This window comes from Phenylobacterium soli, from assembly GCF_003254475.1.
Lineage (GTDB): Bacteria > Pseudomonadota > Alphaproteobacteria > Caulobacterales > Caulobacteraceae > Phenylobacterium > Phenylobacterium soli.
In genome coordinates, this window is the sequence record NZ_QFYQ01000001.1 from 682,478 (window position 1) to 705,777 (window position 23,300).

Consider the following 23,300-nt stretch of genomic DNA (forward strand, 5'->3'; position numbering starts at 1 on the left):
CTTTCCGGGATTTTCATGTTCTACTTTTGTTCATGGCGACCGACGTCGATCTCCAGGCTGGCCTGAGCCGTCTCTTCCGTCTCGGGATGGAATTGGCCGAGCGCATCCAGCAGGACGCCATGGAGGCCGAGCAGCCGGAGACCCGCGCCAAGCTCGCTGCCGCCTTCCACCGCATCTCCCGCTCCGTCCGTCAGACCGCGGCCCTCAAGCTGCGCCTCGAACGCGAGGCCAAGCGCGCGGTCCGCGAGGACCAGGCGGCGGTGCGCGCCGACCGTGAGCGCCAGGTCGACCTGCGCAAGACCCGCATCAAAGCCCGGGTCGAACAGCTCATCTGGACCGAGTACGAAGGCGAGGACGCCGACAGGCGCGAAAGCATCCTCGAGGACCTCCTCGACGCCGACGCCCTCGAAGACGACTTCCTGGACCTGTCCCCCGAAGCCGAGATCGCCAGGCTCTGCATGGACCTGGGCCTGCCTTCTCCCCCTGCGGGAGAAGGTGGCGGGCGAAGCCCGACGGATGAGGGGTCGATGATCCCTTCCACCGCCGCTCAAGACCGCGACGCCTTCGACGCCGCCCCCCTTCTCCCGCAAGGGGAGAAGGAAGACCCCGGCTGACCCGAGCCGAAGGCGCCCAGCACTACGAAACCCACGAACCCCGCGCAGCCGATCGGTCCGCGCCGCAAATCCGCGCGCCCAGCCCGTTCGTGGGTTTCGTGCCTTGGCGGCTCCAGGAAACGGCCCCACCGCGCCACGGCAGAGACATAAAGCTTTCTTTATATCCTTGTTGCGACCTTGCGGACGCGCCGCTATAGGAGCCGGCACGGAAAACCGCCCCTCCCAAATCGCCCCAAGGACATCCCATGCCCGACTACATCGTCAGAGACATCGCGCTCGCCGACTGGGGCCGTAAGGAAATCGAGATCGCCGAGACCGAGATGCCGGGCCTGATGGCCGTGCGCGCCGAGTTCGGCAAGGACCAGCCGCTGAAGGGCGCCCGCGTGGCCGGCTCCCTGCACATGACCATCCAGACGGCGGTGCTGATCGAGACCCTGCAGGCCCTCGGCGCGGAGGTCCGCTGGGCCTCGTGCAACATCTTCTCCACCCAGGACCACGCCGCCGCGGCCATCGCCGTGAAGGGCACGCCGGTGTTCGCCGTGAAGGGCGAGACCCTGGTCGAGTACTGGGAGTACGCCCACAAGATCTTCGAGTGGCACGACGGCGGCTACCCGAACCTGATCCTCGACGACGGCGGCGACGCCACCCTGCTCTGCGTCCTCGGCCCGAAGGCGGAGAAGGATCCCTCGGTCCTCGACAAGCCGCAGAACGAGGAAGAGGAAGCCCTCTTCGCCGTGATGAAGCGCTACCTGAAGGAAAAGCCGGGCTTCTATTCGGCGATCCGCGACAGCGTGAAGGGCGTCTCGGAAGAGACCACCACGGGCGTCCACCGCCTGTACCAGATGGCCGAGCGCGGCGAGCTGCCGTTCCCCGCCATCAACGTCAACGACAGCGTCACCAAGTCGAAGTTCGACAACCTCTACGGCTGCCGCGAGAGCTTGGTGGACGCCATCCGCCGCGGCACCGACGTGATGCTGGCCGGCAAGACCGCCGTGGTCCTCGGCTACGGCGACGTCGGCAAGGGCTCGGCCGCCTCGCTGCGCAACGGCGGCGCCCGCGTCATGGTCACCGAAGTGGACCCGATCTGCGCCCTGCAGGCGGCGATGGAAGGCTATGAGGTGGTCACCGTCGACGACGTCGCCGACAAGGCCGACATCTTCATCACCGCGACGGGCAACAAGGACGTGCTCACCGTCGACCACATGCGGAAGATGAAGAACAACGCCATCGTCGCGAACATCGGCCACTTCGATTCCGAGATCCAGATCGCCGGCCTGCGCAACTTCAAGTGGGACGAGATCAAGCCGCAGGTCCACCACGTGGAATTCCCGGACGGCAAGAAGATCATCGTCCTTTCCGAAGGCCGTCTGGTGAACCTCGGCAACGCCACGGGCCACCCGAGCTTCGTGATGAGCGCCTCCTTCACCAACCAGACGCTCGCCCAGATCGAGCTGTGGCAGCACGGCAAGAAGTACGAGACCAAGGTCTACACCCTGCCCAAGCACCTCGACGAGAAGGTGGCCATGCTCCACCTCGAGAAGCTGGGCGCCAAGCTGACCAAGCTCTCGAAGGACCAGGCGGACTACATCGGCGTCACGCCCCAGGGCCCGTTCAAGCCCGACCACTACCGCTACTGAGACCAGCCGCCGCCGGGCCGATCGGTCCGGCGGCGCGCCTCCTGCGCGGAGCCCGGCGATGCGCCACGCCCGTCCTCGGCCCCCAGCTCCTCGCGCCCGTCGGCTGACGGGAATCGCCGCCTTTTGCGCCGCCGTGCTGCTGGCCGCGCCCGCCTGGGCCGACGACGACGATCCGCCGCCTGCGCCCCTCGCCCTCCACCTGCGCGAAACCCTCGACCTCTGGCGCAACACCCGCGGCGGTCTGCAGGTGGGCGACACTCAGCTCAACAAGCTCCAGCTCGTCGCCGACTTCAACGGGACGCACCTCGGCCTGCCGGGCTGGACTGCGCGCCTGCAGTATTTCCGCGCCAACGGCGAGCGCCTCAGCGGCGGCCGCATCGGCGACGTCCAGACCGCCAGCAACATCGAAGCCCTCAGCACCGACCGGCTGATGGAGGCCTGGGTCGCCCGCCGGTTCGGGCGCGGCGACCTGAAGGCGGGCCTGATCGACCTCAACGCCGAGTTCGACTCGATCGGCGCGGCCGGCCTGTTCCTCAACAGCTCGCACGGCATCGGGCCGGACCTGTCCAAGAGCGGGCTCGACGGCCCGTCGATCTTCCCGGTGAGCGCGCCGGGCGCCCAGGCGCGATGGCGGCCCTCGAAGCGCCTGTCGCTCGCCGCGGCGGCGTTCGGCGGCACGCCCGGCGACCTCGCCCACCCCAAGGCCTTCGCTGCTGCGCGCCTATCGGCCCGGGACGGCGCCCTGCTGATCGGCCAGGCCAACTGGAGCCTCGGCGAGGATGCGCGCGTCGCGCTCGGCGCCTGGCGCTACACCGCCAGCTTCGACCGCCTCGACCGGCCGGACCTGCGCCAGCATGGCTGGGCCGGGACCTATGCCTTCGTCGAGGGGCCGCTGCCGGTGGAGCATGTGAAGGGGTGGCTGCGCGCCGGCCTCACCGACCGCGGCGTCGCGACGGTGTCGGACTACCTGGGCGGCGGGCTCACCCGCGAGGCCCCGTTCGCCAGCCGGCCCGACGACGCCATCGGCCTCGCCGTCGGGCGGGCGGGCCTGGGCGGACCGGCGCGGCGGGCGGCGGGCCTGCCGGCGGCCGAGACCACCGTCGAACTCACCTATCGCTACCAGCTCAGCCACGCCTTGGCCGTGCAGCCGGACCTGCAGTACGTCCGCCATCCGGCCTCGCGCGCGGGCCTGCCGGACGCCCTGGCCGTGGGCCTGCGCCTCAGCTTCGGCCTCGACCGCACCTTCGGGGCGCCCGCTGACGCGCCCGGCCCGACGCGCTAGGAATAAGCTATGCCGGTGGCGCTCATCCTCTCGTCCTTCGTGGCGGCCAGCCGGATCGGCGGCGCGGCCCAGCAGTATGTGCTGGCCGCCCACCGCATCGATCCGGTGCTGGCGCCCACGGTCATGTTCGGCCGCAGCCCGGCCACGGGGGCGGCGGGCGAGGTGACCTCGCCGGCGGTGCTGCGCCGGATGCTCGCCGACATCGAGGCCGACGCCATGTTCGGCATGCTCGACCTCGTCATCACCGGCCATTTCTCCTCCGCCGCCCAGGTGGAGATCGCCGCCAACCTTCTGGAGCGGGTGCGGCTCGGCGCCGAGCGGCGGCCGATGCTCATCGTCGATCCGATCATGGGCGACGCGCCTAAGGGCCTCTATGTCAAGCCGGAGGTGGCCGAGGCCGTCGCCGACCGCCTCGTCCCGCTCGCCGACTGGATCACGCCGAACCTCTGGGAGCTCGGCCGGCTGGCCGGAACCGAGGTCGTGGGCGCCGAGGACGCCGTCGCCGTGACGCGCGGGCTCGGCCGCCCCGCCCTGATCACCTCGGTCCCTGCCCGCGACGGCGAGATCGGCATCCTGCTGGTCGACGCGGCGCAGGCGGTCCTGATCGCCCATCCCAGGCTCGACCAGGCGCCGAACGGCACGGGCGATCTCGTCACCGCCTGTTTCGGCGCGGCCCTCCTCGCCGGCGAGGCGCCGGCCGCCGCCGCCGAGCGGGCCGCCCGCGCCGCCGCCGAGGCGGTCGCGGCCTCCCGCGCCCGGCGCTCGGCCGACCTGCCGCTGGTGGCGATCGCCGACCGGCTGGTGAACCCCACCGCCGCGGTGCGGGTTGAACGGCTCTGATGCGCATCGCCGTCCGGCTGGAGATCGAGGGTCGCGTCCAGGGCGTCGGCTACCGTTGGTGGACGGTGCGCCAGGCCCGTGCGCTGGGTCTTGCCGGATGGGTCCGCAACCGCGCCGATGGCTCGGTCGAGGCGCTGGTGGTCGGCGCGCCTGAGGCCGTCGAGGCTCTTGTCGCGGCCTGCGCCACCGGGCCGGCCGCCGCCGAGGTGCGTGCGATCCGCCGCCATGCGGCGCAGGACGAAGGCCACGACGGCTTCGAGGAAAGGGCGACGCTCTAGATGGTCGAGATCGAGGGCTCCGCCGACCCACGCTTCGGCGGTGTCAAAGACGCCTTCGCGGCCAACTTCGCGGCCGGCGAGGAACTCGGCTGCCGCTTCACCCTTGTGGAGGCCGGCGAGACGGTGGTCGACCTGTGGGCCGGCCACGCCGACCGGGCGCGGACCATCGCCTTCGACCAGCGCACCCTGACGCCGGTGTTCTCGACCACCAAGGCCATCGCCGCCTTGCTGATCGCCCGCCTGGTCGACCAGGGAAAGCTCGCCTACGACCAGACCATCGCCTCGGTCTGGCCGGAGTTCGCGCAAGCCGGAAAGGGCGCGATCACCGTCGAGCAGGCGATGTCTCACCAGGAGGGCCTCTCGGGCTTTCCTGACAGGATGGACCCGGCCGACTGGTTCGACTGGGACCTGATCTGCGCCCGCCTGGCCGCCATGACGCCGCTCTGGCCGCCGGGCACGGCGAGCGGCTATCACCCGATCACCTTCGGCTACATCGCCGGCGAGATCTTCCGCCGCGTCGAGGGCCGGACGATGGGCGTGGCCCTGCGCGAGGACCTCGCCGAGCCGTTCGGGCTCGATCTCTGGATCGGCCTGCCGGACGCCGAGTTCGACCGCGTCGCCGAGCTCCAGCGGCCCAGCGCCCTGCCCGCCTTCGGCCAGCTCAATCCCGCCACCCGCGCCGCCTTCCTGACGCCATGGTCCTCGCCCGCGGGGCGCGGCCAGGCCGAGTGGCGGCGCATGGAGATCCCCTCCGCCAACGGCCACGCCACCGCCGAGGCGCTCGCTCGGCTGATGGGCGCGCTCGCCGACGACGGCTGGCTGGAGGGCGAGACCATCCTGTCGCCCGCCCTGATCGCCGAGGCTTCGCGCGAGCGGATCCGCGGCCAGGACCTCGTCCTGCCGTTCGAGATGAGCTGGGCCGCCGGCTTCATGCGCAACGCCGCCGTCCATCCCTGGGGCCCGGGCGATGAGACCTTCGGCCACTCCGGCTGGGGCGGCTCCTGCGCCTTCGCCGACCCGCAGCGCAAGCTCGGCGGCGCCTATGTGATGAACAAGCAGTCGACCCAGCTTCTGGGCGACGACCGGCCGCGCCGGCTGATCGAGGCGGTCTACGCCAGCCTCTAGAAACAGACACACCCGGGCCGGCGGATCCGCGCGTGCCCGGGTGTGCGCCCCTTGAAGGGGAAAGCGCGCTTACTTCTTCTTCGGCAGCATCGACTTCAGTTCGGCCTGGGTGGCGTTGATCGTCGCCGCGCCGTTGTCGACCGCGAGGGCGGAGGTGTCGACGGCGAAGGTGTCGGCGCCCATCTTGATCGTGGCCACCTGCTTGCCGCTGGCGTCGGCCTTGACCTCCGTCACCTGGCCGATGGAGGCGCCGGTCTTGTCCTTCACCGACATGCCGCTGGCGACGCTGGCCGTCGTCCCGGCCGAGGCGGCCGGCGCGCCGGCCGCGGCGTCGGCGGCCGGCGGGGTGGTTGAGGACGCGCCGCCCGTGGCCGGAGCGGGGGCCTGGGCCGCAGCGATGGCAGGCACGGCCAGCGCCAGGGCGCTGAGGATCGGTAGAAGCCGCATGGAGAACTCCCTGTGGGTCTGTCGTGTCCCCGACCCCGGCCACCGTTGTGGCGCTTTGGGGCCTGGGATTGACGCCAGTGCGGCTTCTTTCGGGCTAGGGCAGCGCTTGTTTCATACCGATCATTCGGCCGGCGTGGCCTCCGCGACCGCGATCCGCACCGAGCGCGCCCGGCGCCAGGCGCCCCACAGGAAGACCGCCGCCCCGCCCCAGATGAAGACGAAGGACAGCGCCCGGAGCGGGGTGAAGGCCTCGCCTTCCGCCAGGCCGATGAAGAAGCCGATGGTCGGGGAGAGGAACTGCAGGAAGCCCATGGCCGAGAGCGGGATCCGTCGCGCGGCCCAGGCGAACAGGACCAGGGGAATGGCGGTGATCGGTCCGGCCGCCACCAGCCACGCCGACACCGCCGCCCCGTGGCCGAAGTGCCCCGCGCCGCTGCGCTGCAGCCAGACGACGTAGGCGAGGGCCGGCAGGCCGACCACCAGGCACTCCACGAAGAAGCCGGTCTGGGCGTCGGCCGCCACCCGCTTTCGCACGATGCCATAGCCGCCGAAGCTGAACGCCAGCACCAGGGAGATCACCGGCAGGCCGCCCATGGCCACCGCCTGGATCGCCACGCCGACTGCCGCGAGGGCCATGGAGGCGTAGCCCAGCCGGTCGATGCGCTCGCGGAAGAGCAGGGCGCCGGCGGCCATGTTGACCAGCGGGGTGATGTAGTAGCCGAGGCTCGCCTCCAGCACGTGGCCGGTGTTCACCGCCCCGATGTAGATCACCCAGTTGGTGGCGATCAGCAGCGAGGAGAGCGCCAGCCAGGCGAAGACGCGCGGCGCCCTCAGCGCCTCGACGAGGTGGCGGCCCTGGCCGGCCAGCGCCACCAGCAGTCCCGCCGTGGGCAGGCTCCACAGCACCCGATGGCAGAGGATCTCCCACGGGCCCACGCCCATGTGGCCGATGGTCTGGAAGACCAGCGGCACGAAGCCCCAGATGAGGTAGCAGCCGATCCCCGCCGACAGCGCCAGGCGGGAGTCGCCGGACGCCGACGAGTTCGTCATGGCCTAGGCGAGCGCGGCTTGGCGGATGAGGCCGCGCTGGTGGAGAAGCTCGGCGATCTGCACCGCGTTGAGCGCCGCGCCCTTGCGCAGGTTGTCCGCCACCACCCAGAGGGACAGGCCGTGCTCGACCGTCGGGTCGTTGCGGATGCGCGAGACGAACACCGGGAACTCGCCCTGGGCTTCCTTGGGCGTGATGTAGCCGGTGGGCTCGTGCTTATCGATCACCACCAGGCCCGGCGCCTCGCGCAGGATCTCGCGGGCCTCGTCCTCGTCGAGCGGGCTTTCGAACTCGATGTTCACCGCCTCGGAGTGGCCGACCATCACCGGCACGCGCACGCAGGTGACGGTGAGCTTGATGTCGGGATCGATCATCTTGTGCGTCTCGTCCCACATCTTGGCTTCCTCGTCGGTGTAGCCGTCGTCGCGGAACGAGCCGATGAAGGGGATGACGTTGAAGGCGATCTGCTTGGGGAACTTCTTGGGCTCGGACGGGCCGAGGACGAAGACGCCCTTGGTCTGGTCCCACAGCTCGTCCATGCCTTCCTTGCCGGCCCCGGAGACCGACTGGTAGGTCGCCACCACCACGCGCTTGATCTTCGCCCGGTCGTGCAGCGGCTTCAGGGCCACGACGAGCTGGGCGGTCGAGCAGTTCGGGTTGGCGATGATGTTCTTGCGATCGGCCCACTCGACGTCGTCCGGATTCACCTCCGGCACGATCAGCGGCACGTCGGGGTCCATCCGCCAGGCCGAGGAATTGTCGATGACGATCGGGCCGGCGGCGCCGATCTTCGGCGACCATTCCTTGGAGAACGAGCCGGAGACGCTCATCAGCACGAGGTCGACGGTCGAGAAGTCGAACTGCTCGACGTCCTCGCAGGCGATGTTGTGCTCGCCGAAGGAGACCAGCTGCCCGATGGACTTGCGCGACGCGATCGCGTGAATCTTGTCCACGGGGAAGTTCACTTCCTCGAGGATGTTCAGCATCTCGCGGCCCACATTGCCCGTGGCGCCGACGACGGCCACCCGGTAGCCCATCGCAATTCTCCATTTCAGCGGGGAGCGACCCCGTACTCTCCGGGGGCTTCCGAGGCAAGGCAAACGCGCCTGGGGGTGAGATGGCCGCTGAGCTGGGCTTGCGCAACCTCCATGACCTCGGAGGTCATTGACGGGCGGGGCGGAAGCGGCTCGGCTGGAGCGAGCATCACAGGAGAGGCCCTTCATGCCGCAAGCCGCCATCGTCCAGGACGTCGGCATGCCCTTCGCCAATCTGATGGGCGTGGAGATCCTCGAGCGCGAGAAGAGCCGGATCGTCGGCCGTCTGACCGTGCGCGAAGACCTCTGCACGGCCGGCGGCATCCTGCACGGCGGCGCCTACATGGCGTTCGCCGATTCCCTCGGCGCCATCGGCGGCTTCCTCAACCTGCCGCCGGGGGCGCGCACCACCACGCTCGAGAGCAAGACCAACTTCCTGGGCTCGGCGAGGGTGGGGTCGCGGGTGATCGGCGAAACGACGCCGTTGCACATCGGTCGCCGCTCCAGCGTCTGGCAGACACGGATCACCGCCGAGGACGGCAAGCTGCTCGCGCTCGTCACCCAGACCCAGATGACCGTGGAAGGCTGAGACGGCCCTCTAGGCGGCGGCGTCGGCCGAGGCCTTGACCTCGGCTCCGTAGCGGCCGCTGACCTTGGTCAGGCCGTCGAGGATCTGGTCGGCGCCCGCCTTCGGCAGGTCGGACGTCATCAGCAGGCGCCAGGCCCGCACGTGCACGCCGACGGCGTCGTGGTCGTAGCGTTTCAGCGTCCGCAGGTGGTCCAGCAGGTCGCAGAAGCTGGTCAGGGCCGGGTCCACGGCGGGCACGCCGCACACCTCGCCCGCGCCGATGCCCTTCACCGCCAAGGTGTAGAGCTCGGTCACCGCGGGCTCGTCGTAGTCGTCCTTCAGGTTCCAGTAGGAGGCTTCGCACAGCTCCAGCAGCGCCATCAGCTCGGCCGCGCAGGTCGGCTTGATGCTCTCGAGGTTCGCCTGGGCGCGTTCGAGGGCCTCGGCCACGGGCAGGCCGCCCGGCGAGCGTAGGAGCTCGTTGAGCCTGGGCTTCGGAAAGACGAAACGGACCGAGGTCATGAGGCGGCGCTGCGCTCCGGCGGGGCTTCTTCGTCGGGTGGCGGGGCGCCGACGGCGTGGGCTTCCGCCTCCGCCGCCTTTTGCTGGTCCTCCCGCCGACGGCCGATCCCGTCGGGCGGGCCGTCGTCCCGGAACCGCCGGTCTGGTCCGACATAGGTCCCGGTGAACAGGAAGGGACGGCCGGCTTTCGCCACCCAGATGATCCTTTCGAGCATCACAATGGGGGCGATGGGTTTCTTGATGATGAAGTGCCCACCGCAATCGCGGGCGCGGACGATGTCGCTGGCCGGGGTGTGGGCGGTGGTGATCAGGGTGGGGGTGTAGCAGTTCGGCTCGGAGGCCTCGCGGCGCAGCCACTCGACGAAGTCGTAGCCCTTGCCCTCGGGCGCCATGGCGTCGACGATCGCCAGGTCGATCTCGGCGGTCATGGCGACGTCCTTGGCCGCCTCGACGCTGGTGCAACGGTAGAGGTGCTTGGCGCCCAGGCCGGTCACGATCTGCACCAGGATCGACATGCCCATCGGCGTGTCGTCCAAGAGCAGCACGGCCGCTCTCTCCAGGTTGAACCGAGCACGTGAAGCGACGTCCAGCGCCATGGGCGCCTGACCCTCCTGAACCGGAGCGCCGGACGTTCGCGGTTCCTTGGCTCGCGCCACCGAACAGCGAAGGTCGAGCGCCTACCCCCAGGAGTTGGGGAACGCAGTTAACATCGGATTGCCACCCCCAAGCTCCCCATTTTGGGGAGGCGAGCGACCGAACAGGGTAAGGCCTTGTCTGTACGGCGTATTTTTCCTGGGGCTGGCGGGCTGCGTCAGGACGCCGCAGGGCGCCTCAGAGTTGTGCGACCACCGCATCGCCCATCTGGGCGGTGGTGAGTCGGCCGCCGATGTCCGGTGTCCGGGCGCCCCCGTCGAGCGCCGCCACCACGGCGGCGAACAGACGGTCGGCCAGTTCCGCCCGGCCGAGCGACCAGCGCAGCGCCATCTCGAAAGACAGGATCGCGGCCAGCGGATTGGCGACGCCCTTGCCGGCGATGTCGGGCGCCGAGCCGTGGATCGGCTCGTAGAGGCCCGGCGTCCCGGCGACGCCGAGCGCCGCCGACGGCAGAAGGCCGAGGCCGCCGGTGAGCTGCGAGGCTTCGTCGGAGAGGATGTCGCCGAACAGGTTGTCGGTCAGGATCACGTCGAACTGGCGCGGGTTCTTGACCAGCTGCATGGCGGCGTTGTCGGCCAGCATGTGCTCCAGCTGCACGTCGGCGTAGTCGCGCTTGTGCAGCTCCGTGACCACCTCGCGCCAGAGCAGGCCCGAGTCCATCACGTTGGACTTCTCGCAGCTCGTCACTTTGTTGCGGCGGCCGCGCGCGAGCTCGAAGGCGATGCGGCTGACCCGCTCGATCTCGCCGGTGGTGTAGACCTGGGTATCGACCGCCCGCTTGCCGCCGGGGATCTCCTCGATGAAGCGCGGGCTGCCGAAGTAGATGCCGCCGGTCAGCTCGCGAACGATCATGATGTCGAGGCCCTCGACCACCTCCCGCTTCAGCGTCGAAGCGTCGGCCAATGGCTGGAAGCAGAGCGCGGGGCGGAGGTTCGCGAACACCCCCATGCCGGCGCGCAGGGCCAGGAGCCCGGCTTCCGGGCGCTTGTCGCGCGGCGCGCCGGCCCACTGTGGGCCGCCCACCGCGCCCATCAGCACCGCCTTGGCGGCCTTGGCCGCGGCCAGGGCGTCGTCGGTCAGGGGCGTGCCGTGCGCATCGAAGCTGCAGCCGCCGAACGGCTTCTCGTCGAGCGTCAGGTCCGGACAGAGCTTGGCCGCCACCTTCTTCACCTCGGCGATCACCTCGGGCCCGATCCCGTCGCCGGGCAGGAGAAGCAGGTCGGTCATACTGGGTCGTCCTCGGTGTGACTGGGTCTGACGGTGACGCGCGGAGCTAGAGCCGCCGCTCGGCGGCGACTTCGTAGAGCGAGAGCTGGCGGTCGGAAACCCCGAACTGGGGCCAGGCGGCGCGCCAGGCGGCTATGTGCGGCGTCTGGAAGTGGGCGTCGATCGCCGCCTGATCGCGCCAGGCCTCGAACACGCGGATCAGGCCGGGCTCGGCCACATCCTCGGCGTAGGAATAGACTAGGCAGCCGTCCTCCGCCCGGCTGGCCGCCAGCATCGCCTCCATGTGCGGCTTGAAGCGCGCAAGGTTCTCCGGCGGCACCCGCACCGTGCCGGCGATGATGATGCTCACGCGTCTTCCAGCCAGGGCTGCGCCAGGGCGCGCTTCATCTCGTAGACGTCGATGGCCTCGGCCGACTGAAGGGTCTCGCCGATGGCGTCGAGGCCCTTGAGCATCTTCTCCTTGCGCTGCGGATCGATGTCGAACCGGAAGGCCTTGCCGGACGGCGAGGTCACGGTCTGGGCCTCGAGGTCGACGGTCACCACGTGGTTGCCGCCCTTGGCCTCGTCCATCAGCTGGGCGACCTCGTCCGCCTTCAGCACCACGGGCAGAAGGCCGTTCTGGAAGCAGTTGTTGTAGAAGATGTCGGCAAAGCTGGTGGAGATCACGCAGCGGATGCCGAAGTCCATGAGCGCCCAGGGGGCATGCTCGCGCGAGGAGCCGCAGCCGAAGTTGTCGCCGGCCACCAGCACGCCCGCGCCCTTGTACTCCGGCCGGTTCAGCACGAAGTCGGCCCGCTCCTTGCCCTCGCCGTCGAAGCGCAGGTCGTAGAACAGGCCCTTGGCCAGACCCTCGCGCTCCACGGTCTTGAGGAACTGCTTGGGGATGATCTGGTCGGTGTCGATGTTGGCCAGCGGCAGGGGCGCGGCCTTGGCGTCGAGGCGGGTGAAGGCTTGCATCAGGCGGACTCGTGGGAAGCGGCGGGTTGGTGGCTCAGCATGATCGTCGGGATCCCGCCTGGGGCGTTGCGGACGGTGAAGACGTGGGTGCCGGGCTTGCGGCCGGTGCGGACCTCGGAGACGTCGAAGCCGGCGGCGGCGATGCGCGCCTGGGCGGCGAGCGGGTCGGCCACCCGCCAGGCGAGGCCGCCGAAGCGGTCCGGCTGATCGGAGACCGGCCCGCCGATGCGGGCGCCGATCTCGACCACCGCCTCGCCGCACCTGAAGAACATCTGGCGGGCGTTCCAGCCGGTGTTCTCGCGGTCGAGCCGCAGGTCGAGGCCGAGCTTGGCGCCATAGACGGCCAACGCCCGGTCGGGGTTGGCGGTGGTGACCACCACATGGTCGAGGGCTGCGATCGGGGCGGGCCCTTGCGGCTCCGGCGGATGGATCGGCTCGCCGCGGCCGATCAGCACCATCTCGAGGCCGCCGGTGGCGGCCGGGTCGAGGCGCACGGCGCGCAGGACATGGTCGCGGCCGCGCTCGTCCTTCAGATGGGAGACGGCAGGCTCGCCGGCGCCGAGGCCGCGGCGGGCCATCAGCTTGCCCGTGGCCTCCAGCTCCGGCGCATGAAAGGCGAGCGCGCAGACGCCTTCGCCCTTCTCCAGCCAGGCGCGCGCCCGATCGCCGGCCCGGCCCTCGCCGCCGGCGCCTTGCTCGGGCGCGATCAGCTCCAGCGCCATGTTGGGGAACTGGAACCAGGCCCGTCGGGCGCCGCCGCCGGTCAGGATCACGGGCGCGCGGCCGAACAGCTGGCGATAGCCCTCCGCCGAGGAGTCGAGGTCCCGGACCGCGACGACGACGTGGTCCAGGCCGTCGATCATTTCAGATAGTCCCTGACGTCGGCGATGTGGCCGGCGACCGCCGCCGCGGCCGCCATGGCCGGGCTCATCAGGTGGGTGCGGCCGCCGCGGCCCTGTCGGCCCTCGAAGTTGCGGTTCGAGGTGGCGGCGCAGCGCTCGCCGGGCTGCAGCTTGTCGGGGTTCATGGCCAGGCACATGGAGCAACCCGGCTCGCGCCATTCGAAGCCGGCGGCCTTGAACACCTCGTCGAGGCCCTCTTCCTCGGCCTGGGCGCGAACGAGGCCCGAGCCCGGCACCGCCATGGCGCGCACGCCCGGCGCCACCTTGCGGCCGTCGAGCACCTGGGCCGCGGCGCGCAGGTCCTCGATCCGGCTGTTCGTGCACGAGCCGATGAACACCACGTCGATCTTGGCTTCGGAGATCGGCTGGCCGGCCGCCAGGCCCATGTACTCCAGCGCCCGTTCGGCGGAGGCCCGCTTGTCGGGGTTGGCGTAGCTGTCCGGGTCGGGGGTCACCCCGGTCACCGGCACGACGTCCTCGGGGCTGGTGCCCCAGGTGACCAGCGGGGCGATCTGGGCGGCGTCGATGCGGATCTCGCGGTCGAACACCGCGTCGGGGTCGGAGAACAGGGTCTTCCAGTAGTTCAGCGCCATCTCCCATGCGCCGCCCTTGGGCGCCGCGGGGCGGCCCTTGATGTACTCGAACGTCGTCTCGTCGGGGGCCACCAGGCCGGCCCGCGCGCCGCCCTCGATGGTCAGGTTGCAGAGCGTCATTCGGCCTTCCATGGAGAGCGCCCGCACCGCCTCGCCGGCGTATTCGATGACGTAGCCGGTGCCGCCGGCCGTGCCGATCTCGCCGATCACCGCCAGGGCGAAGTCCTTGGCGCCGACGCCCGGCGCCGGCGCGCCGTCGATGACGACGCGCATGTTCTTCGACTTCTTCTGGCGCAGGGTCTGGGTGGCCAGGACGTGCTCGACCTCGGAGGTGCCGATGCCGTGCGCCAGGGCCCCGAAGGCGCCGTGGGTCGAGGTGTGGGAATCCCCGCAGACGATCGTCATGCCCGGCTGGGTGCGGCCCTGCTCGGGGCCGACCACGTGGACGATGCCGTTCCGGATGTCGCCCATCGGGAAGAACTCGATGCCGTTCTCGGCGACGTTGCGGCCCAGCATCTCGAGCTGCAGGCGCGCCTCCTCGTCGGCCACCGCCGCGACGCCCAGGCTCTGCCCCTCGGTCGGGATGTTGTGGTCGGCGACCGCGAGCGTCCGGTCGGGACGGCGCACCGGCCGGTGCGCGGCGCGAAGCCCGGCGAAGGCCTGCGGCGAGGTCACTTCGTGGATCAGGTGCAGGTCGATGTAGAGGATGGCCTCGCCGTCCTGCTGGTCGACGACGTGCGCGTCCCAAATCTTGTCGTACAGGGTCTTTCCGGGCATGGGCCGCATGTAGGTCCGCAAAGGCGCGCACGTCTAGTGCTGCAACGCCGCATTCTGAGTGCAGGCGCAGCAAATTCTTGCCGGAACCGACCTCGGGCGCCGCTCTTGACGCCCGGGATTACAGGCGTAGGCTCGGCTCGTTCTACAGGCGTAAGAAGATGGCCCGGCTCTCGGCAAGGATCTCGACCGGTATCTCTGGCGCGGAAAGCCAGATCATGGAGGCGCTCTGGGCCCGCGGCCCGCTGGGCGCGGAGGACCTGGTGCGCGAGGTCGGCGGGCCGCAGGGCTGGGGCGAGGCCACGGTCAAGACGCTCATCAACCGGCTGCTGAAGAAGAAGGCCATCGCCTCCGAGCGGGTCGGCGGCCGGGCGCGCTACCGCCCGCTCGTCAGCCGCGCCGACTACGTGACCGGCGAGAGCCAGGGCCTGCTGGACCGGCTGTTCGGCGGCGAGGTGGCGCCCCTGGTCGCCCATTACGCCAAACACCGGCCGCTGTCGGCCGAGGAGATCGACCGTCTCAAGGCGCTGATCGCCCAGATGGAGAAGGACGACGCGGAGAAGGGTGATGGCTGAGGTCGTCGACGCCCTCCTGCGGGCCAATCTGGTCGCGGCGGCCGTGATCCTGGCGGTCATGGCGCTGCGCGCGCCGGCCCGCCGCCGCTTCGGACCCGAGATGGCCTACCGGCTCTGGGCCGCCCCGCCGCTCGCCGCCCTGGCGACCCTGATCCCGCTACGCACCGGCAAGGCCGCGCTCGCGCCGCTCGACCACATCGCCCCGGCGAACCTGTCGCCGGTCCTGCTCGGCCTCTGGGGCGCGGGCGTGGTCCTGGCCATCGTCCTGATGGCGCGCGCCCAGGCCGCCTTCCTGCGCGCCGCCCGCCAGGGCCGCGCCGGGCCCGCGGTGGTCGGCGTGCTGGCGCCGCGCGTGGTCATGCCGCCGGACGATGGCCGCTTCAGCGAAGAGGAGCGGGCGCTGATCCGCGCTCACGAGCGCACGCACATCAGCCGCGACGATCCGCGCGCCGGCGCGGTCATGGCGCTCTTCCAGTGCCTCGCCTGGTTCAACCCGCTGGTCCACGTCGCCGCCCATCTGGCGCGCCTGGATCAGGAGCTGGCCTGCGACGCGGCGGTGATGCGCCGCCATCCGACCTGCCGCGTCGCCTACGCCAAGACCCTCTTGAAGACCCAGCTGGCCGCCGCGCCCCTGCCGCTCGGCTGCTACTGGCCGGCGCGCAGCCGCCACCCGCTCGAGCTGCGGGTCGAGCAGCTCTGCCGGCCGGTGCGCGAGCGCGGGGTCGAGGGCGGACTGGTGGTGCTGACCGGCGTCCTCGTGGCGGCCCTCGCAGCCATCGCCGTCGAGCCGCCGATCCCGCCCCAGCCGCCGCGCGGCATCCTCGCCGCGTGGGACGATCAGGCCCAGCATCAGCAGGCCATGTCGGTGATGCTGATCTCCTGGCCCGCGCGGACCAGCGCCAAGCCCTAGGCCGCCCGCGCGGTCGCGGTCGGCGCCACGCAGCCGAGCTCCGTCAGGGTCGTCGTGACGGCCTCGTCGATCGGCGTGTGCGGCACGGTCCCGAGCACGGCCTTCAGCCGCGCCTCGTCCATGGTCACCGTTTCGCGCCACAGGTAGCGCATCTCGTAGAGCTCGCGGAACGTCTCGTTGAACGGGCCGACCGCGGCGAGCGCGAACCAGGGGAAGGGCATCACCGGCAGCTTGCGGCCGACGGCCCGCTCGAAGGCGGCACGCAGTTCGTGCCCGGTCAAGGCGTGGCCGGCGAACTGGAAGCCGGCGACGGCCGACAGCTCGTCCTCTTTCTCCAGCAGCCGCACGGCGGTGGCCGCGAGGTCGGGCAGATAGGCCCAGGCGTGGCGCACCGAAAGGTCGCCGGGATAGGTCAGGGAGCGGATCGGCTTGCCGGCCTGGAAGATGATCTGGCCCATCCAGCCCGTGCGATAGGCCGGCCCGAAGAAATCGCCGGCCCGCAGCACCAGCGACTTGGCTCCGCTCTGCGCGGCGTCTCGCAGCCGGCGCTCCATCTCGACGCGGATCTTGCCCTTGCGGGTGCGCGGCGTCTGGGCGGCGGCCTCGTCGATCGGGCGGCCGAACACGTCGGGGCCATAGTTGTAGACGTTCCCGGGCAGCAGGATGCGCGCGTTCTCCGCCTTCGCCGCGGCGATCGAATTGTCCAGCATCGGCGCGGCGAGCCCCCGCCAGTTCTTGTAGCCCGGCGGGTTGGCGGCGTGGACGATCACCCGGGCGCCCTCCGCGGCGCGGCGAACGTCGGACGCGCTCATCGCATCACCCTTCACCCAGTCCGCGGCGAGGCCGGTCTGGACGCGGGCCTGGTCGGGACGGCGGTGCAGGGCGCGGACGCGCCAGCCTCCGGCGACGAGCTGGCGGGCGGTCTCGCCGCCGAAGGCGCCGGTGGCGCCGATCACGAGGGCCAAGGGCTTCTGGCCGAGCGTGTGAGCAGTCATGGCTCAGGTCTCCTGTTCGGGCTGAACATGGAGCCCGGGCCACCTGAACGGAATTGCGTTTCTTTTCGGCCCGGCTCTACAATTACGCATGGCTGATTTGCCCGATTGGGACCTCTTCCAGAGCCTGCACGCGGTGCTCACCGCCGGCAGCCTGTCCGCCGCCGCCAAGCTGCGGGGCCTCACCCAGCCCACCGTTGGCCGCCACATCGACCAGCTGGAGAAGGAGCTCGGCGCGCCGCTCTTCCTGCGCAGTCCCCGGGGCCTGCAGGCCACCGAGCTGGCCCTGGCGCTGCGGCCGCACCTCGACGACATGGCCGCCGCCGCCCAGACGGCGATCCGGGACGCCGCCGGCGCGGCCGACGGAACGGCGGGCGTGGTGCGGGTGACGGCCAGCGAGATCGTCGGCGTCGAGGTCCTGCCGCCGATCCTCTCGGCGTTCCGCGAGAAGAACCCGCAGATCGACATCGAGGTCGTGCTCTCGAACCGCATCGAGGACCTCACGCGGCGCGACGCCGACATCGCCGTGCGCATGTCGCGGCCGACCCAGAACACCCTCCTGGCCAAGAAGGCGGGCTCGGTCGGCGTCGGCTTCTACGCCCGGCCCGACTATCTGAAGCGCCACGGCAGTCCGCAGACCTGGGACGACCTCGAGGACCACACGATCATCGGCTACGACACCCGCCCGCCGACCCTGCCCGAGGGCGCCGACTTCGGCCGGCCGGTGACGCGGGACATCTTCTCCTTCCGCACCGACAACGACCTGGCCCAGATCGCCGCCGTGCGCGCCGGCTTCGGCATCGGAGTGCTGCAGCACGGCATCGCCCGGCGCGCCGGCCTGACCCAGGTGCTGCCAGGCGCCCTGCCGTTCCGCATGGAGGTCTGGGTCTGCATGCACGAGAACCTGAAGACCAGCCGGCGCATGCGGCTGATGTTCGACCACCTGGCGGCGGGCCTCGCCGAGGTCATCCAGGACGGCAACTGAGGCCGATCCCGGAAACGAAAACGGCGGCCCCGTCGCCGGGGCCGCCGCTCGAATTCAGATGGCCGGAAGCGCTTAGTCTTCCGAGGCTGGGGTCTCGGTGGGCTCGTTCTTGGCGGCCGCCGTCATGGCGCGCTCGGCGATACGGGCCGACTTACCGCGACGGTCGCGCAGGTAGTAGAGCTTGGCGCGACGCACGACGCCGCGGCGCTTCACCTCGATGGAGTCGATCATCGGCGACATGATCGGGAACACCCGCTCAACGCCTTCGCCGAAGGAGATCTTGCGCACGGTGAAGTTCTCGTGGAGGCCGGCGCCCGAGCGGGCGATGCACACGCCCTCGTAGGCCTGAACGCGCTCGCGCTCGCCTTCCTTGATCTTCACGTTGACGCGGACGGTGTCGCCGGGACGGAACTCCGGGACCTTGCGGGCGGAAAGGCGCTGGGCCTCTTCCTGCTCGAGCTGTTCGATCACGTTCATCGGTTCATCCTTACTGGGCTTTACTTGCCCTTTGCCTGTTGATTGGCGAGGCGCTTCGCCCAGAGGTCCGGACGCCGCTCCCGCGTGGTCTCTTCCCGCTGCGCCTGCCGCCACTTGCCGATTTGGGCGTGATGGCCGGACAGCAGGACTTCGGGGATCTCGCGCCCTTCGAACGTCCGCGGCCTGGTGTACTGCGGATGCTCGAGGAGATGGTCCTCGAAGCTCTCTTCACTCAAACTCTCGGGCTGGCCCAACACACCGGGCACGAGCCTGACGCACGCTTCGATCGTCACGAGCGCGGCGGCCTCGCCTCCGGCCAGGACCGCATCGCCCACGGCGACCTCTTCGAACCCGCGGGCGTCGAGCACCCGCTGATCCACCCCTTCGAACCGACCGCACAGGACGATCAGCCCGGGTCCGCCGGACCAGCTACGCACGCGTTCCTGGGTCAGGGGCCGACCCCGCGCGCTCATGTACAAAAGCGGCCGTTCGCGACGCTCCACGCTGTCCAGCGCAGAGGCGATCACGTCCGCCCGCATCACCTGTCCAGGACCGCCACCCGCAGGGGTGTCGTCGAGGAAGCCGCGCTTATCCTTGGAAAAGTCGCGAATGTCCACTGTTTCAAGCCGCCACAGCCCCTGCTCGCGCCAGGCGGTCCCGATCAGGGAGACGCCCAGCGGGCCGGGGAAGGCCTCGGGGAACATGGTTAGGACGGTGACGTCGAACGACATGGCCCGCTCAAGGGGCCAGGACGCGCCCGACGTCAAGCTCGGAGCTTGCTTGGGCGGGGCCTCGCGCGTAAGCGGGGCGACTTCGCAGTTGCAACATGGAGCGGACCCTCCCCATGGCCGCCGCCCAATCCCAGAGCCAAAAGGCTCCGACGAAGACCCTCGTCGACACCCTCCGGCTCGAGCGCCTGGAGGTGAACCTCTTCCGCGGCACCACGCCCGAAGGCCGATCGGGCCGCATCTACGGCGGCCAGGTCATCGCCCAGTCGCTGCTCGCCGCCTACGAGACGGTCGAAGAGCGCGTCTGCCATTCCCTGCACTGCTACTTCATCCGCCCGGGCGACCCGCGCGTGCCGATCGTCTTCGAGGTCGACCGCTCCCGCGACGGCGGCAGCTTCACGACCCGCCGGGTGATCGCCGTCCAGCACGGCCAGCAGATCTTCAACCTGGCCGCCTCCTTCCAGGCGCCGGAGCAGGGGTTCGAGCATCAGGCGCAGATGCCGGACGCGCCCTCGCCGGAGGGGCTGCGCGACGAGTGGGCCGAGGAGCTGGAGCGGCTGAAGGCCGCCGGCGAGGCCGAGATCGACTGGATGGACAAGGTCCGGCCGATCGAGATCCGCAACATCGAGCCGCGCAACGACGGGGTCGCGCCGCCGAAGATGGATCCCTACCAGCGCCTCTGGTTCCGCTCGCGCACGCCGGTCGGTTCCGAGGAGCGCATGCACCAGGTGGTGATGGCCTACGCCTCGGACATGAGCCTCTTGGGCACGGCGGTGCGGCCGCACGGGGTCAGCTGGCGCACGCCGGGCTTCCAGTCGGCCAGCCTCGACCACGCCATGTGGTTCCACCATCCGACCAACTTCGAGGACTGGCACCTCTACGTGCAGGACAGCCCCTCGGCCTCGGGCGGCCGCGGTTTCAACCGCGGTGGCATCTATCGCCAGGACGGGGTGCTGGTGGCCTCCGTCGCCCAGGAAGGCCTGATGCGGATGCGCAAGCCCAAGGCCTGAGCTAGGCTGCCCGCCAACGAGAGCGGGAGGATGCGATGAAGCTGACGGGCGGCTGCTACTGCGGCGAGGTGCGCTACGAGTGCGAGGGCGAGCCCCTGATGCGCGGCGAATGCCATTGCCGCGAATGCCAGCACATCACCGGCGGGGCGGAGAACCTGTTCCTGGCCATGCCGGCGGCGGGGTTCCGCTACACCAAGGGCGAGCCCAAGCGCTTCACGCGCACCGACATCCCGAACGCCGTGACCCGTGAGTTCTGCGGAACCTGCGGCGCGCCGCTCACCACCCGGGCGCCGGCCCTGCCGCAGGGCGTCATCGTCAAGGTCGGCTCGATGGACGACACCTCGCTGTTCGAGGGGCCGCAGGTGGTCATGTGGACGTCCGACGCGCCGAAGTTCCACCAGTTCCCCGAAGGGGTGCCCGCCTTCCCGAAATTCCCGGGAGCGTGAACGGCGCCCTGACTGCGCCGGATCAGTCGGCGTCTTCGGCCTCTTCGGCCTCTCGGGGCGGGACGGCGAGGACCTTGCCTTCGGCGATCCGCACCTCCGGAACCGACTCGCGGGTGAACGGCAGATACCAGCTCGCGCCTTCCGGCGGCTGGATCTCGAGCAGGTCGCCGGCCCCGAAGTCGCGCACGTCCTTGACCCGGCCGAGCGGCTCGCCCGCCAAGGTCTCGACGGCGAGGCCGATCAGGTCGGTGACGTAGAACTCGTCCTCCTCCGGCTCGGGCAGGATGTCGCGCGGGATGTGCAGCTTCAGGCCGCGCAGGGCCTCGGCCTGTTCGCGCGTCTCCACCTCCTTGGTCCGCACGATGATCCCGCCCTTGGCGAGGCGCGCGGAGAGGATGGTCAGCGCCGGCTGCCCGTCCTGGCGTTTCAGGTCGCGATAGGTCGCGAGCGCCAGGGGATCGGCGGTGAAGGTCGTGATGCGGACCTCGCCGCGGACGCCGAAGGCGCCCGAGACGCGGCCCACCAGGATGAGCGGCTCGCCCACCCGGAACGCTTAGCCTTCGGCGGCTTCGTCGCCGGCCGGAGCTTCGGCGGCGGGAGCCTCTTCGGCGGCCGGGGCTTCTTCAGCCGGGGCGGCCTCGGCGGCGGGGGCCTCCTCGGCGGCGGCTTCCACCGGAGCGGCTTCCTCGGCCGGAGCCTCTTCCACGGCCGGAGCCTCTTCCACGGCCGGGGCGGCGGCGGCTTCAGCCGCGGCGGCGGCGCGGTCGGCCTCGCGCTGGGCGCGCTCTTCGGCGCGTTCCTTGGCCTTCGTGCCCGGCTCGCCCTTCTTCGGGTTGTTCCCGTGCTCCCACTTGGTGATGCCGAGCTTGGCCAGCTCGCGCGCCACGCGGTCGGTCGGCTGGGCGCCCTTGGACATCCACTCCTGGATGCGCTCGGCCTTCACGACCAGGCGGTCGGCGTGGTCCTTCGGCAGCAGCGGGTTGTAGGAGCCCACCTTCTCGATGAAGCGGCCGTCGCGGGCGGCGTGGCTGTCGGCGACGACGATCGAGTAGTAGGGGCGCTTCTTGGCGCCGCCACGGGCGAGACGGATCTTCAGCATCGGTAGGTCCTTTTAAGTCCGGTTATTTCTTGAAGGGGTTGAAGCCGGGCAGTCCGCCCAGGCCTGGAAGTTTCGGGCCGCCCGGGCCGCCGAGGCCCTGCAGCTGCTTCTGCATCTCTTCGAGCTGCTCGGGGGTCGGCTGGGGCATCTTGCCGCCGCCCAGCGCCTTGAGCTGGGCCATCGGGTTGCCGCCGCCGGCGCCCATCATGCGCGCCATCTGGGCGAAGCCCTTGCCGCCGTCGCGGCTCATCATCTTGAAGGCGTCGGCCATCTGGCGGTGCTGCTTCAGCAGCCGGTTCACCTCGGCCACCTCGACGCCCGCGCCGGCGGCGATGCGCCGCTTGCGCGAGGCCTGCAGGATGTCGGGCTTCTTCCGCTCGGCCTTGGTCATGGACGAGATGATCGCCTGCTGGCGGTCGAGCATCTTGTCGGAGATGCCGGCCTCGGAGATCTGCTTCTTGACCTTCTGGACGCCGGGCAAGAGGCCCATCAGGCCTTCCATGCCGCCCATCCTCTTCATCTGGCCGAGCTGCTCGGACATCATCTCGAGGTCGAACTGGCCCTTGGCCAGTTTCTTGGCCATGGCCTCGGCCTTGGCCGCGTCGATGTCCTGGGCGGCCTTCTCGACGAGGGCGACCACGTCGCCCTGGCCCAGGATGCGGCCGGCGACCCGGTGGGCGTCGAAGGCGTCGAGCCCGTCGATCTTCTCCGACACGCCGAGGAACTTGATCGGCAGGCCGGTGACCGCGCGCATCGAGAGCGCCGCGCCGCCGCGGCCATCGCCGTCGGCTCGCGTCAGCACCAGGCCGGTCAGGGGCAGGCGCTCGTGGAAGGCCTTGGCGGTGCGCACCGCGTCCTGGCCGGTCAGGCTGTCGGCGACCAGCAGGGTCTCGTGCGGGTTGGCGATGCGGGCGATCTCGGCCGCCTCGCTCATCATCGCCTCGTCGAGGGTCGTGCGGCCGGCGGTGTCGAGGATCAGGACGTCGTAGCCCTGGAGCTTGGCCGCCGTCATGGCCCGCTTGGCGATGTCCGGCGCGGCCTGGCCGGCGACGATCGGCAGGCTCTCGACGCCGGCCTGGGTGGCGAGGGTCGCCAGCTGCTCCATAGCCGCCGGGCGGCGGGTGTCGAGCGAGGCCAGCAGGACCTTCTTGCGCTCCTTCTGGAGCCGCAGGGCCAGCTTGCCGGCGGTCGTCGTCTTACCCGAGCCCTGCAGGCCGGCCATCATGATGATCGTCGGCGGGTTGAGGCTGAGGTTGAGGGCCTCGGGCTCCTTGTCCCCGCCCAGCATCTCGACGAGGCCGTCGTAGGTGATCTTGACCACCTGGTCGGCGGGCTTCACCGCCCGGATCACCGCCTCGCCGGTCGCCCGCTCCTTGGCCTTGGCGATGAACTCGCGCACCACGGGCAGGGCGACGTCGGCCTCGAGCAGGGCCACGCGCACCTCGCGCAGGGCCTCGTCGATGTCCTTGTCGGACAGCACACCGCGACCGGACAGCCGGTCGAAGACGGTGGACAGACGATCTGACAGCGCGTCGAACAAAACGAACTCCACCAGCAATTCGCGGATGCGAATTGC

General features: G+C 70.6%; 28 protein-coding genes. 12 read left to right on the plus strand and 16 right to left on the minus strand.

From position 1 onward, the window contains the following. Positions 1-32 precede the first annotated feature (32 nt). The 6 genes from DJ017_RS03475 (at position 33) to DJ017_RS03500 (ending at position 5,776) form a co-directional block, all read left to right on the plus strand. Positions 33-614 (plus strand): flotillin family protein, encoded by a 582-nt coding sequence (locus DJ017_RS03475; protein WP_133255377.1) that lies wholly within the window; start codon positions 33-35, stop codon positions 612-614. Between the two features lie 245 nt (positions 615-859). Next, entirely contained in the window at positions 860-2,251 is a 1,392-nt protein-coding gene (gene ahcY, locus DJ017_RS03480) for an adenosylhomocysteinase (RefSeq protein WP_111527406.1), read from the plus strand. A gap of 133 nt (positions 2,252-2,384) precedes the next feature. After that, a complete protein-coding gene (locus DJ017_RS03485) occupies positions 2,385-3,533 on the plus strand; it encodes a carbohydrate porin (RefSeq protein ID WP_165830515.1) in 1,149 nt (382 codons plus the stop codon). Between the two features lie 9 nt (positions 3,534-3,542). Continuing rightward, on the plus strand, positions 3,543-4,373 hold the full coding sequence (locus DJ017_RS03490; RefSeq protein ID WP_111527408.1) for a PfkB family carbohydrate kinase: 831 nt from the start codon (positions 3,543-3,545) through the stop codon (positions 4,371-4,373). Beyond that, positions 4,373-4,651 (plus strand): acylphosphatase, encoded by a 279-nt coding sequence (locus DJ017_RS03495; RefSeq protein WP_111527409.1) that lies wholly within the window; start codon positions 4,373-4,375, stop codon positions 4,649-4,651. The genes DJ017_RS03490 and DJ017_RS03495 overlap by 1 nt, the downstream gene beginning before the upstream one ends. Beyond that, positions 4,652-5,776 (plus strand): serine hydrolase domain-containing protein, encoded by a 1,125-nt coding sequence (locus DJ017_RS03500; protein WP_111527410.1) that lies wholly within the window; start codon positions 4,652-4,654, stop codon positions 5,774-5,776. A gap of 69 nt (positions 5,777-5,845) precedes the next feature. On the opposite strand, the gene DJ017_RS03505 is transcribed toward DJ017_RS03500, so the two are convergent. The 3 genes from DJ017_RS03505 to DJ017_RS03515 all read right to left on the minus strand — a co-directional run bounded on the left by DJ017_RS03505 (position 5,846) and on the right by DJ017_RS03515 (position 8,308). Beyond that, entirely contained in the window at positions 5,846-6,223 is a 378-nt protein-coding gene (locus DJ017_RS03505; RefSeq protein WP_111527411.1) for a hypothetical protein, read from the minus strand. Positions 6,224-6,343: 120 nt separating this feature from the next. Further along, positions 6,344-7,273 (minus strand): EamA family transporter RarD, encoded by a 930-nt coding sequence (gene rarD / locus DJ017_RS03510; protein ID WP_111527412.1) that lies wholly within the window; start codon positions 7,271-7,273, stop codon positions 6,344-6,346. Positions 7,274-7,276: 3 nt separating this feature from the next. Continuing rightward, positions 7,277-8,308 carry an aspartate-semialdehyde dehydrogenase gene (locus DJ017_RS03515; RefSeq protein ID WP_111527413.1) on the minus strand — a complete coding sequence of 344 codons (1,032 nt, stop codon included), beginning with the start codon at positions 8,306-8,308 and terminating at the stop codon, positions 7,277-7,279. Positions 8,309-8,492: 184 nt separating this feature from the next. Here DJ017_RS03515 and DJ017_RS03520 point away from each other — a divergent pair, with 184 nt between their 5' ends. Further along, complete coding sequence (locus DJ017_RS03520) at positions 8,493-8,894, plus strand: PaaI family thioesterase (RefSeq protein ID WP_111527414.1); 402 nt, start codon at positions 8,493-8,495, stop codon at positions 8,892-8,894. A 9-nt stretch (positions 8,895-8,903) separates the two neighbouring features. Here DJ017_RS03520 and DJ017_RS03525 read toward each other — a convergent pair whose 3' ends face one another. The 7 genes from DJ017_RS03525 to leuC form a co-directional block, all read right to left on the minus strand. Next, entirely contained in the window at positions 8,904-9,395 is a 492-nt protein-coding gene (locus tag DJ017_RS03525; RefSeq protein WP_111527415.1) for a hypothetical protein, read from the minus strand. Beyond that, the gene (locus tag DJ017_RS03530; RefSeq protein WP_165830516.1) at positions 9,392-9,940 is read right to left on the minus strand and encodes a response regulator; all 549 of its coding nucleotides are present in this window, start codon (positions 9,938-9,940) and stop codon (positions 9,392-9,394) included. The genes DJ017_RS03525 and DJ017_RS03530 overlap by 4 nt, the downstream gene beginning before the upstream one ends. 286 nt (positions 9,941-10,226) lie before the next feature. Further along, complete coding sequence (leuB, locus tag DJ017_RS03535) at positions 10,227-11,276, minus strand: 3-isopropylmalate dehydrogenase (RefSeq protein WP_111527417.1); 1,050 nt, start codon at positions 11,274-11,276, stop codon at positions 10,227-10,229. A gap of 46 nt (positions 11,277-11,322) precedes the next feature. Continuing rightward, positions 11,323-11,625, minus strand: coding sequence for a putative quinol monooxygenase (locus DJ017_RS03540; RefSeq protein ID WP_227000000.1), 303 nt, complete (start codon positions 11,623-11,625; stop codon positions 11,323-11,325). After that, entirely contained in the window at positions 11,622-12,233 is a 612-nt protein-coding gene (gene leuD / locus DJ017_RS03545) for a 3-isopropylmalate dehydratase small subunit (RefSeq protein WP_111527418.1), read from the minus strand. The genes DJ017_RS03540 and leuD overlap by 4 nt, the downstream gene beginning before the upstream one ends. After that, entirely contained in the window at positions 12,233-13,096 is an 864-nt protein-coding gene (locus tag DJ017_RS03550; protein ID WP_111527419.1) for a VOC family protein, read from the minus strand. Before DJ017_RS03550 ends, leuD begins: the two co-directional genes overlap by 1 nt. After that, the gene (leuC, locus tag DJ017_RS03555; protein WP_111529948.1) at positions 13,093-14,505 is read right to left on the minus strand and encodes a 3-isopropylmalate dehydratase large subunit; all 1,413 of its coding nucleotides are present in this window, start codon (positions 14,503-14,505) and stop codon (positions 13,093-13,095) included. The genes DJ017_RS03550 and leuC overlap by 4 nt, the downstream gene beginning before the upstream one ends. A 158-nt stretch (positions 14,506-14,663) precedes the next feature. On the opposite strand from leuC, the gene DJ017_RS03560 reads away from it, so the two are divergent. After that, entirely contained in the window at positions 14,664-15,077 is a 414-nt protein-coding gene (locus tag DJ017_RS03560; protein WP_111527420.1) for a BlaI/MecI/CopY family transcriptional regulator, read from the plus strand. Next, on the plus strand, positions 15,070-15,987 hold the full coding sequence (locus DJ017_RS03565; protein ID WP_111527421.1) for a M56 family metallopeptidase: 918 nt from the start codon (positions 15,070-15,072) through the stop codon (positions 15,985-15,987). The genes DJ017_RS03560 and DJ017_RS03565 overlap by 8 nt, the downstream gene beginning before the upstream one ends. Here the strand turns inward: DJ017_RS03565 and DJ017_RS03570 are convergent. Then, positions 15,984-16,982 (minus strand): NAD-dependent epimerase/dehydratase family protein, encoded by a 999-nt coding sequence (locus DJ017_RS03570; protein ID WP_111527422.1) that lies wholly within the window; start codon positions 16,980-16,982, stop codon positions 15,984-15,986. The two genes, DJ017_RS03565 and DJ017_RS03570, sit on opposite strands and share 4 nt — an antisense overlap. Before the next feature lie 88 nt (positions 16,983-17,070). Between DJ017_RS03570 and DJ017_RS03575 the strand changes: the two genes are divergently transcribed. Next, complete coding sequence (locus DJ017_RS03575) at positions 17,071-17,964, plus strand: LysR family transcriptional regulator (protein WP_111527423.1); 894 nt, start codon at positions 17,071-17,073, stop codon at positions 17,962-17,964. A 72-nt stretch (positions 17,965-18,036) separates the two neighbouring features. Here DJ017_RS03575 and rplS read toward each other — a convergent pair whose 3' ends face one another. Both rplS and trmD read right to left on the minus strand, forming a co-directional pair. Further along, positions 18,037-18,441 carry a 50S ribosomal protein L19 gene (gene rplS / locus DJ017_RS03580; protein ID WP_111527424.1) on the minus strand — a complete coding sequence of 135 codons (405 nt, stop codon included), beginning with the start codon at positions 18,439-18,441 and terminating at the stop codon, positions 18,037-18,039. A gap of 20 nt (positions 18,442-18,461) precedes the next feature. Beyond that, positions 18,462-19,172 (minus strand): tRNA (guanosine(37)-N1)-methyltransferase TrmD, encoded by a 711-nt coding sequence (gene trmD / locus DJ017_RS03585; RefSeq protein WP_111527425.1) that lies wholly within the window; start codon positions 19,170-19,172, stop codon positions 18,462-18,464. A 113-nt stretch (positions 19,173-19,285) separates the two neighbouring features. On the opposite strand from trmD, the gene DJ017_RS03590 reads away from it, so the two are divergent. After that, positions 19,286-20,179: an acyl-CoA thioesterase gene (locus DJ017_RS03590; RefSeq protein ID WP_111527426.1), complete on the plus strand. Its 894-nt coding sequence runs from the start codon at positions 19,286-19,288 to the stop codon at positions 20,177-20,179. A gap of 35 nt (positions 20,180-20,214) precedes the next feature. After that, positions 20,215-20,625, plus strand: coding sequence for a GFA family protein (locus DJ017_RS03595; RefSeq protein ID WP_111527427.1), 411 nt, complete (start codon positions 20,215-20,217; stop codon positions 20,623-20,625). Positions 20,626-20,647: 22 nt separating this feature from the next. Here the strand turns inward: DJ017_RS03595 and rimM are convergent, their stop codons facing one another. Genes rimM through ffh form a run of 3 tightly spaced genes read right to left on the minus strand, consistent with a single transcriptional unit; the run spans position 20,648 to position 23,264 of the window. Then, entirely contained in the window at positions 20,648-21,169 is a 522-nt protein-coding gene (gene rimM / locus DJ017_RS03600; protein ID WP_111527428.1) for a ribosome maturation factor RimM, read from the minus strand. 9 nt (positions 21,170-21,178) lie between these two features. Further along, positions 21,179-21,724, minus strand: coding sequence for a 30S ribosomal protein S16 (gene rpsP, locus DJ017_RS03605; RefSeq protein WP_111527429.1), 546 nt, complete (start codon positions 21,722-21,724; stop codon positions 21,179-21,181). Positions 21,725-21,746: 22 nt separating this feature from the next. Beyond that, positions 21,747-23,264, minus strand: coding sequence for a signal recognition particle protein (gene ffh / locus DJ017_RS03610; protein WP_111529949.1), 1,518 nt, complete (start codon positions 23,262-23,264; stop codon positions 21,747-21,749). Positions 23,265-23,300 lie beyond the last annotated feature (36 nt).

What these genes read in the sequence shown, in the direction of transcription:
- DJ017_RS03475 (WP_133255377.1), top strand. Translation starts at nt 33, where the DNA reads ATGGCGACCGACGTCGATCTCCAGGCTGGCCTGAGCCGTCTCTTCCGT.
- ahcY (WP_111527406.1), top strand. Translation starts at nt 860, where the DNA reads ATGCCCGACTACATCGTCAGAGACATCGCGCTCGCCGACTGGGGCCGT.
- DJ017_RS03490 (WP_111527408.1), top strand. Translation starts at nt 3,543, where the DNA reads ATGCCGGTGGCGCTCATCCTCTCGTCCTTCGTGGCGGCCAGCCGGATC.
- DJ017_RS03495 (WP_111527409.1), top strand. Translation starts at nt 4,373, where the DNA reads ATGCGCATCGCCGTCCGGCTGGAGATCGAGGGTCGCGTCCAGGGCGTC.
- DJ017_RS03500 (WP_111527410.1), top strand. Translation starts at nt 4,652, where the DNA reads ATGGTCGAGATCGAGGGCTCCGCCGACCCACGCTTCGGCGGTGTCAAA.
- DJ017_RS03505 (WP_111527411.1), bottom strand. Translation starts at nt 6,223, where the DNA reads ATGCGGCTTCTACCGATCCTCAGCGCCCTGGCGCTGGCCGTGCCTGCC.
- rarD (WP_111527412.1), bottom strand. Translation starts at nt 7,273, where the DNA reads ATGACGAACTCGTCGGCGTCCGGCGACTCCCGCCTGGCGCTGTCGGCG.
- DJ017_RS03515 (WP_111527413.1), bottom strand. Translation starts at nt 8,308, where the DNA reads ATGGGCTACCGGGTGGCCGTCGTCGGCGCCACGGGCAATGTGGGCCGC.
- DJ017_RS03520 (WP_111527414.1), top strand. Translation starts at nt 8,493, where the DNA reads ATGCCGCAAGCCGCCATCGTCCAGGACGTCGGCATGCCCTTCGCCAAT.
- DJ017_RS03525 (WP_111527415.1), bottom strand. Translation starts at nt 9,395, where the DNA reads ATGACCTCGGTCCGTTTCGTCTTTCCGAAGCCCAGGCTCAACGAGCTC.
- leuB (WP_111527417.1), bottom strand. Translation starts at nt 11,276, where the DNA reads ATGACCGACCTGCTTCTCCTGCCCGGCGACGGGATCGGGCCCGAGGTG.
- leuD (WP_111527418.1), bottom strand. Translation starts at nt 12,233, where the DNA reads ATGCAAGCCTTCACCCGCCTCGACGCCAAGGCCGCGCCCCTGCCGCTG.
- DJ017_RS03550 (WP_111527419.1), bottom strand. Translation starts at nt 13,096, where the DNA reads ATGATCGACGGCCTGGACCACGTCGTCGTCGCGGTCCGGGACCTCGAC.
- leuC (WP_111529948.1), bottom strand. Translation starts at nt 14,505, where the DNA reads ATGCCCGGAAAGACCCTGTACGACAAGATTTGGGACGCGCACGTCGTC.
- DJ017_RS03560 (WP_111527420.1), top strand. Translation starts at nt 14,664, where the DNA reads ATGGCCCGGCTCTCGGCAAGGATCTCGACCGGTATCTCTGGCGCGGAA.
- DJ017_RS03565 (WP_111527421.1), top strand. Translation starts at nt 15,070, where the DNA reads ATGGCTGAGGTCGTCGACGCCCTCCTGCGGGCCAATCTGGTCGCGGCG.
- DJ017_RS03570 (WP_111527422.1), bottom strand. Translation starts at nt 16,982, where the DNA reads ATGACTGCTCACACGCTCGGCCAGAAGCCCTTGGCCCTCGTGATCGGC.
- DJ017_RS03575 (WP_111527423.1), top strand. Translation starts at nt 17,071, where the DNA reads ATGGCTGATTTGCCCGATTGGGACCTCTTCCAGAGCCTGCACGCGGTG.
- rplS (WP_111527424.1), bottom strand. Translation starts at nt 18,441, where the DNA reads ATGAACGTGATCGAACAGCTCGAGCAGGAAGAGGCCCAGCGCCTTTCC.
- trmD (WP_111527425.1), bottom strand. Translation starts at nt 19,172, where the DNA reads ATGTCGTTCGACGTCACCGTCCTAACCATGTTCCCCGAGGCCTTCCCC.
- DJ017_RS03590 (WP_111527426.1), top strand. Translation starts at nt 19,286, where the DNA reads ATGGCCGCCGCCCAATCCCAGAGCCAAAAGGCTCCGACGAAGACCCTC.
- DJ017_RS03595 (WP_111527427.1), top strand. Translation starts at nt 20,215, where the DNA reads ATGAAGCTGACGGGCGGCTGCTACTGCGGCGAGGTGCGCTACGAGTGC.
- rpsP (WP_111527429.1), bottom strand. Translation starts at nt 21,724, where the DNA reads ATGCTGAAGATCCGTCTCGCCCGTGGCGGCGCCAAGAAGCGCCCCTAC.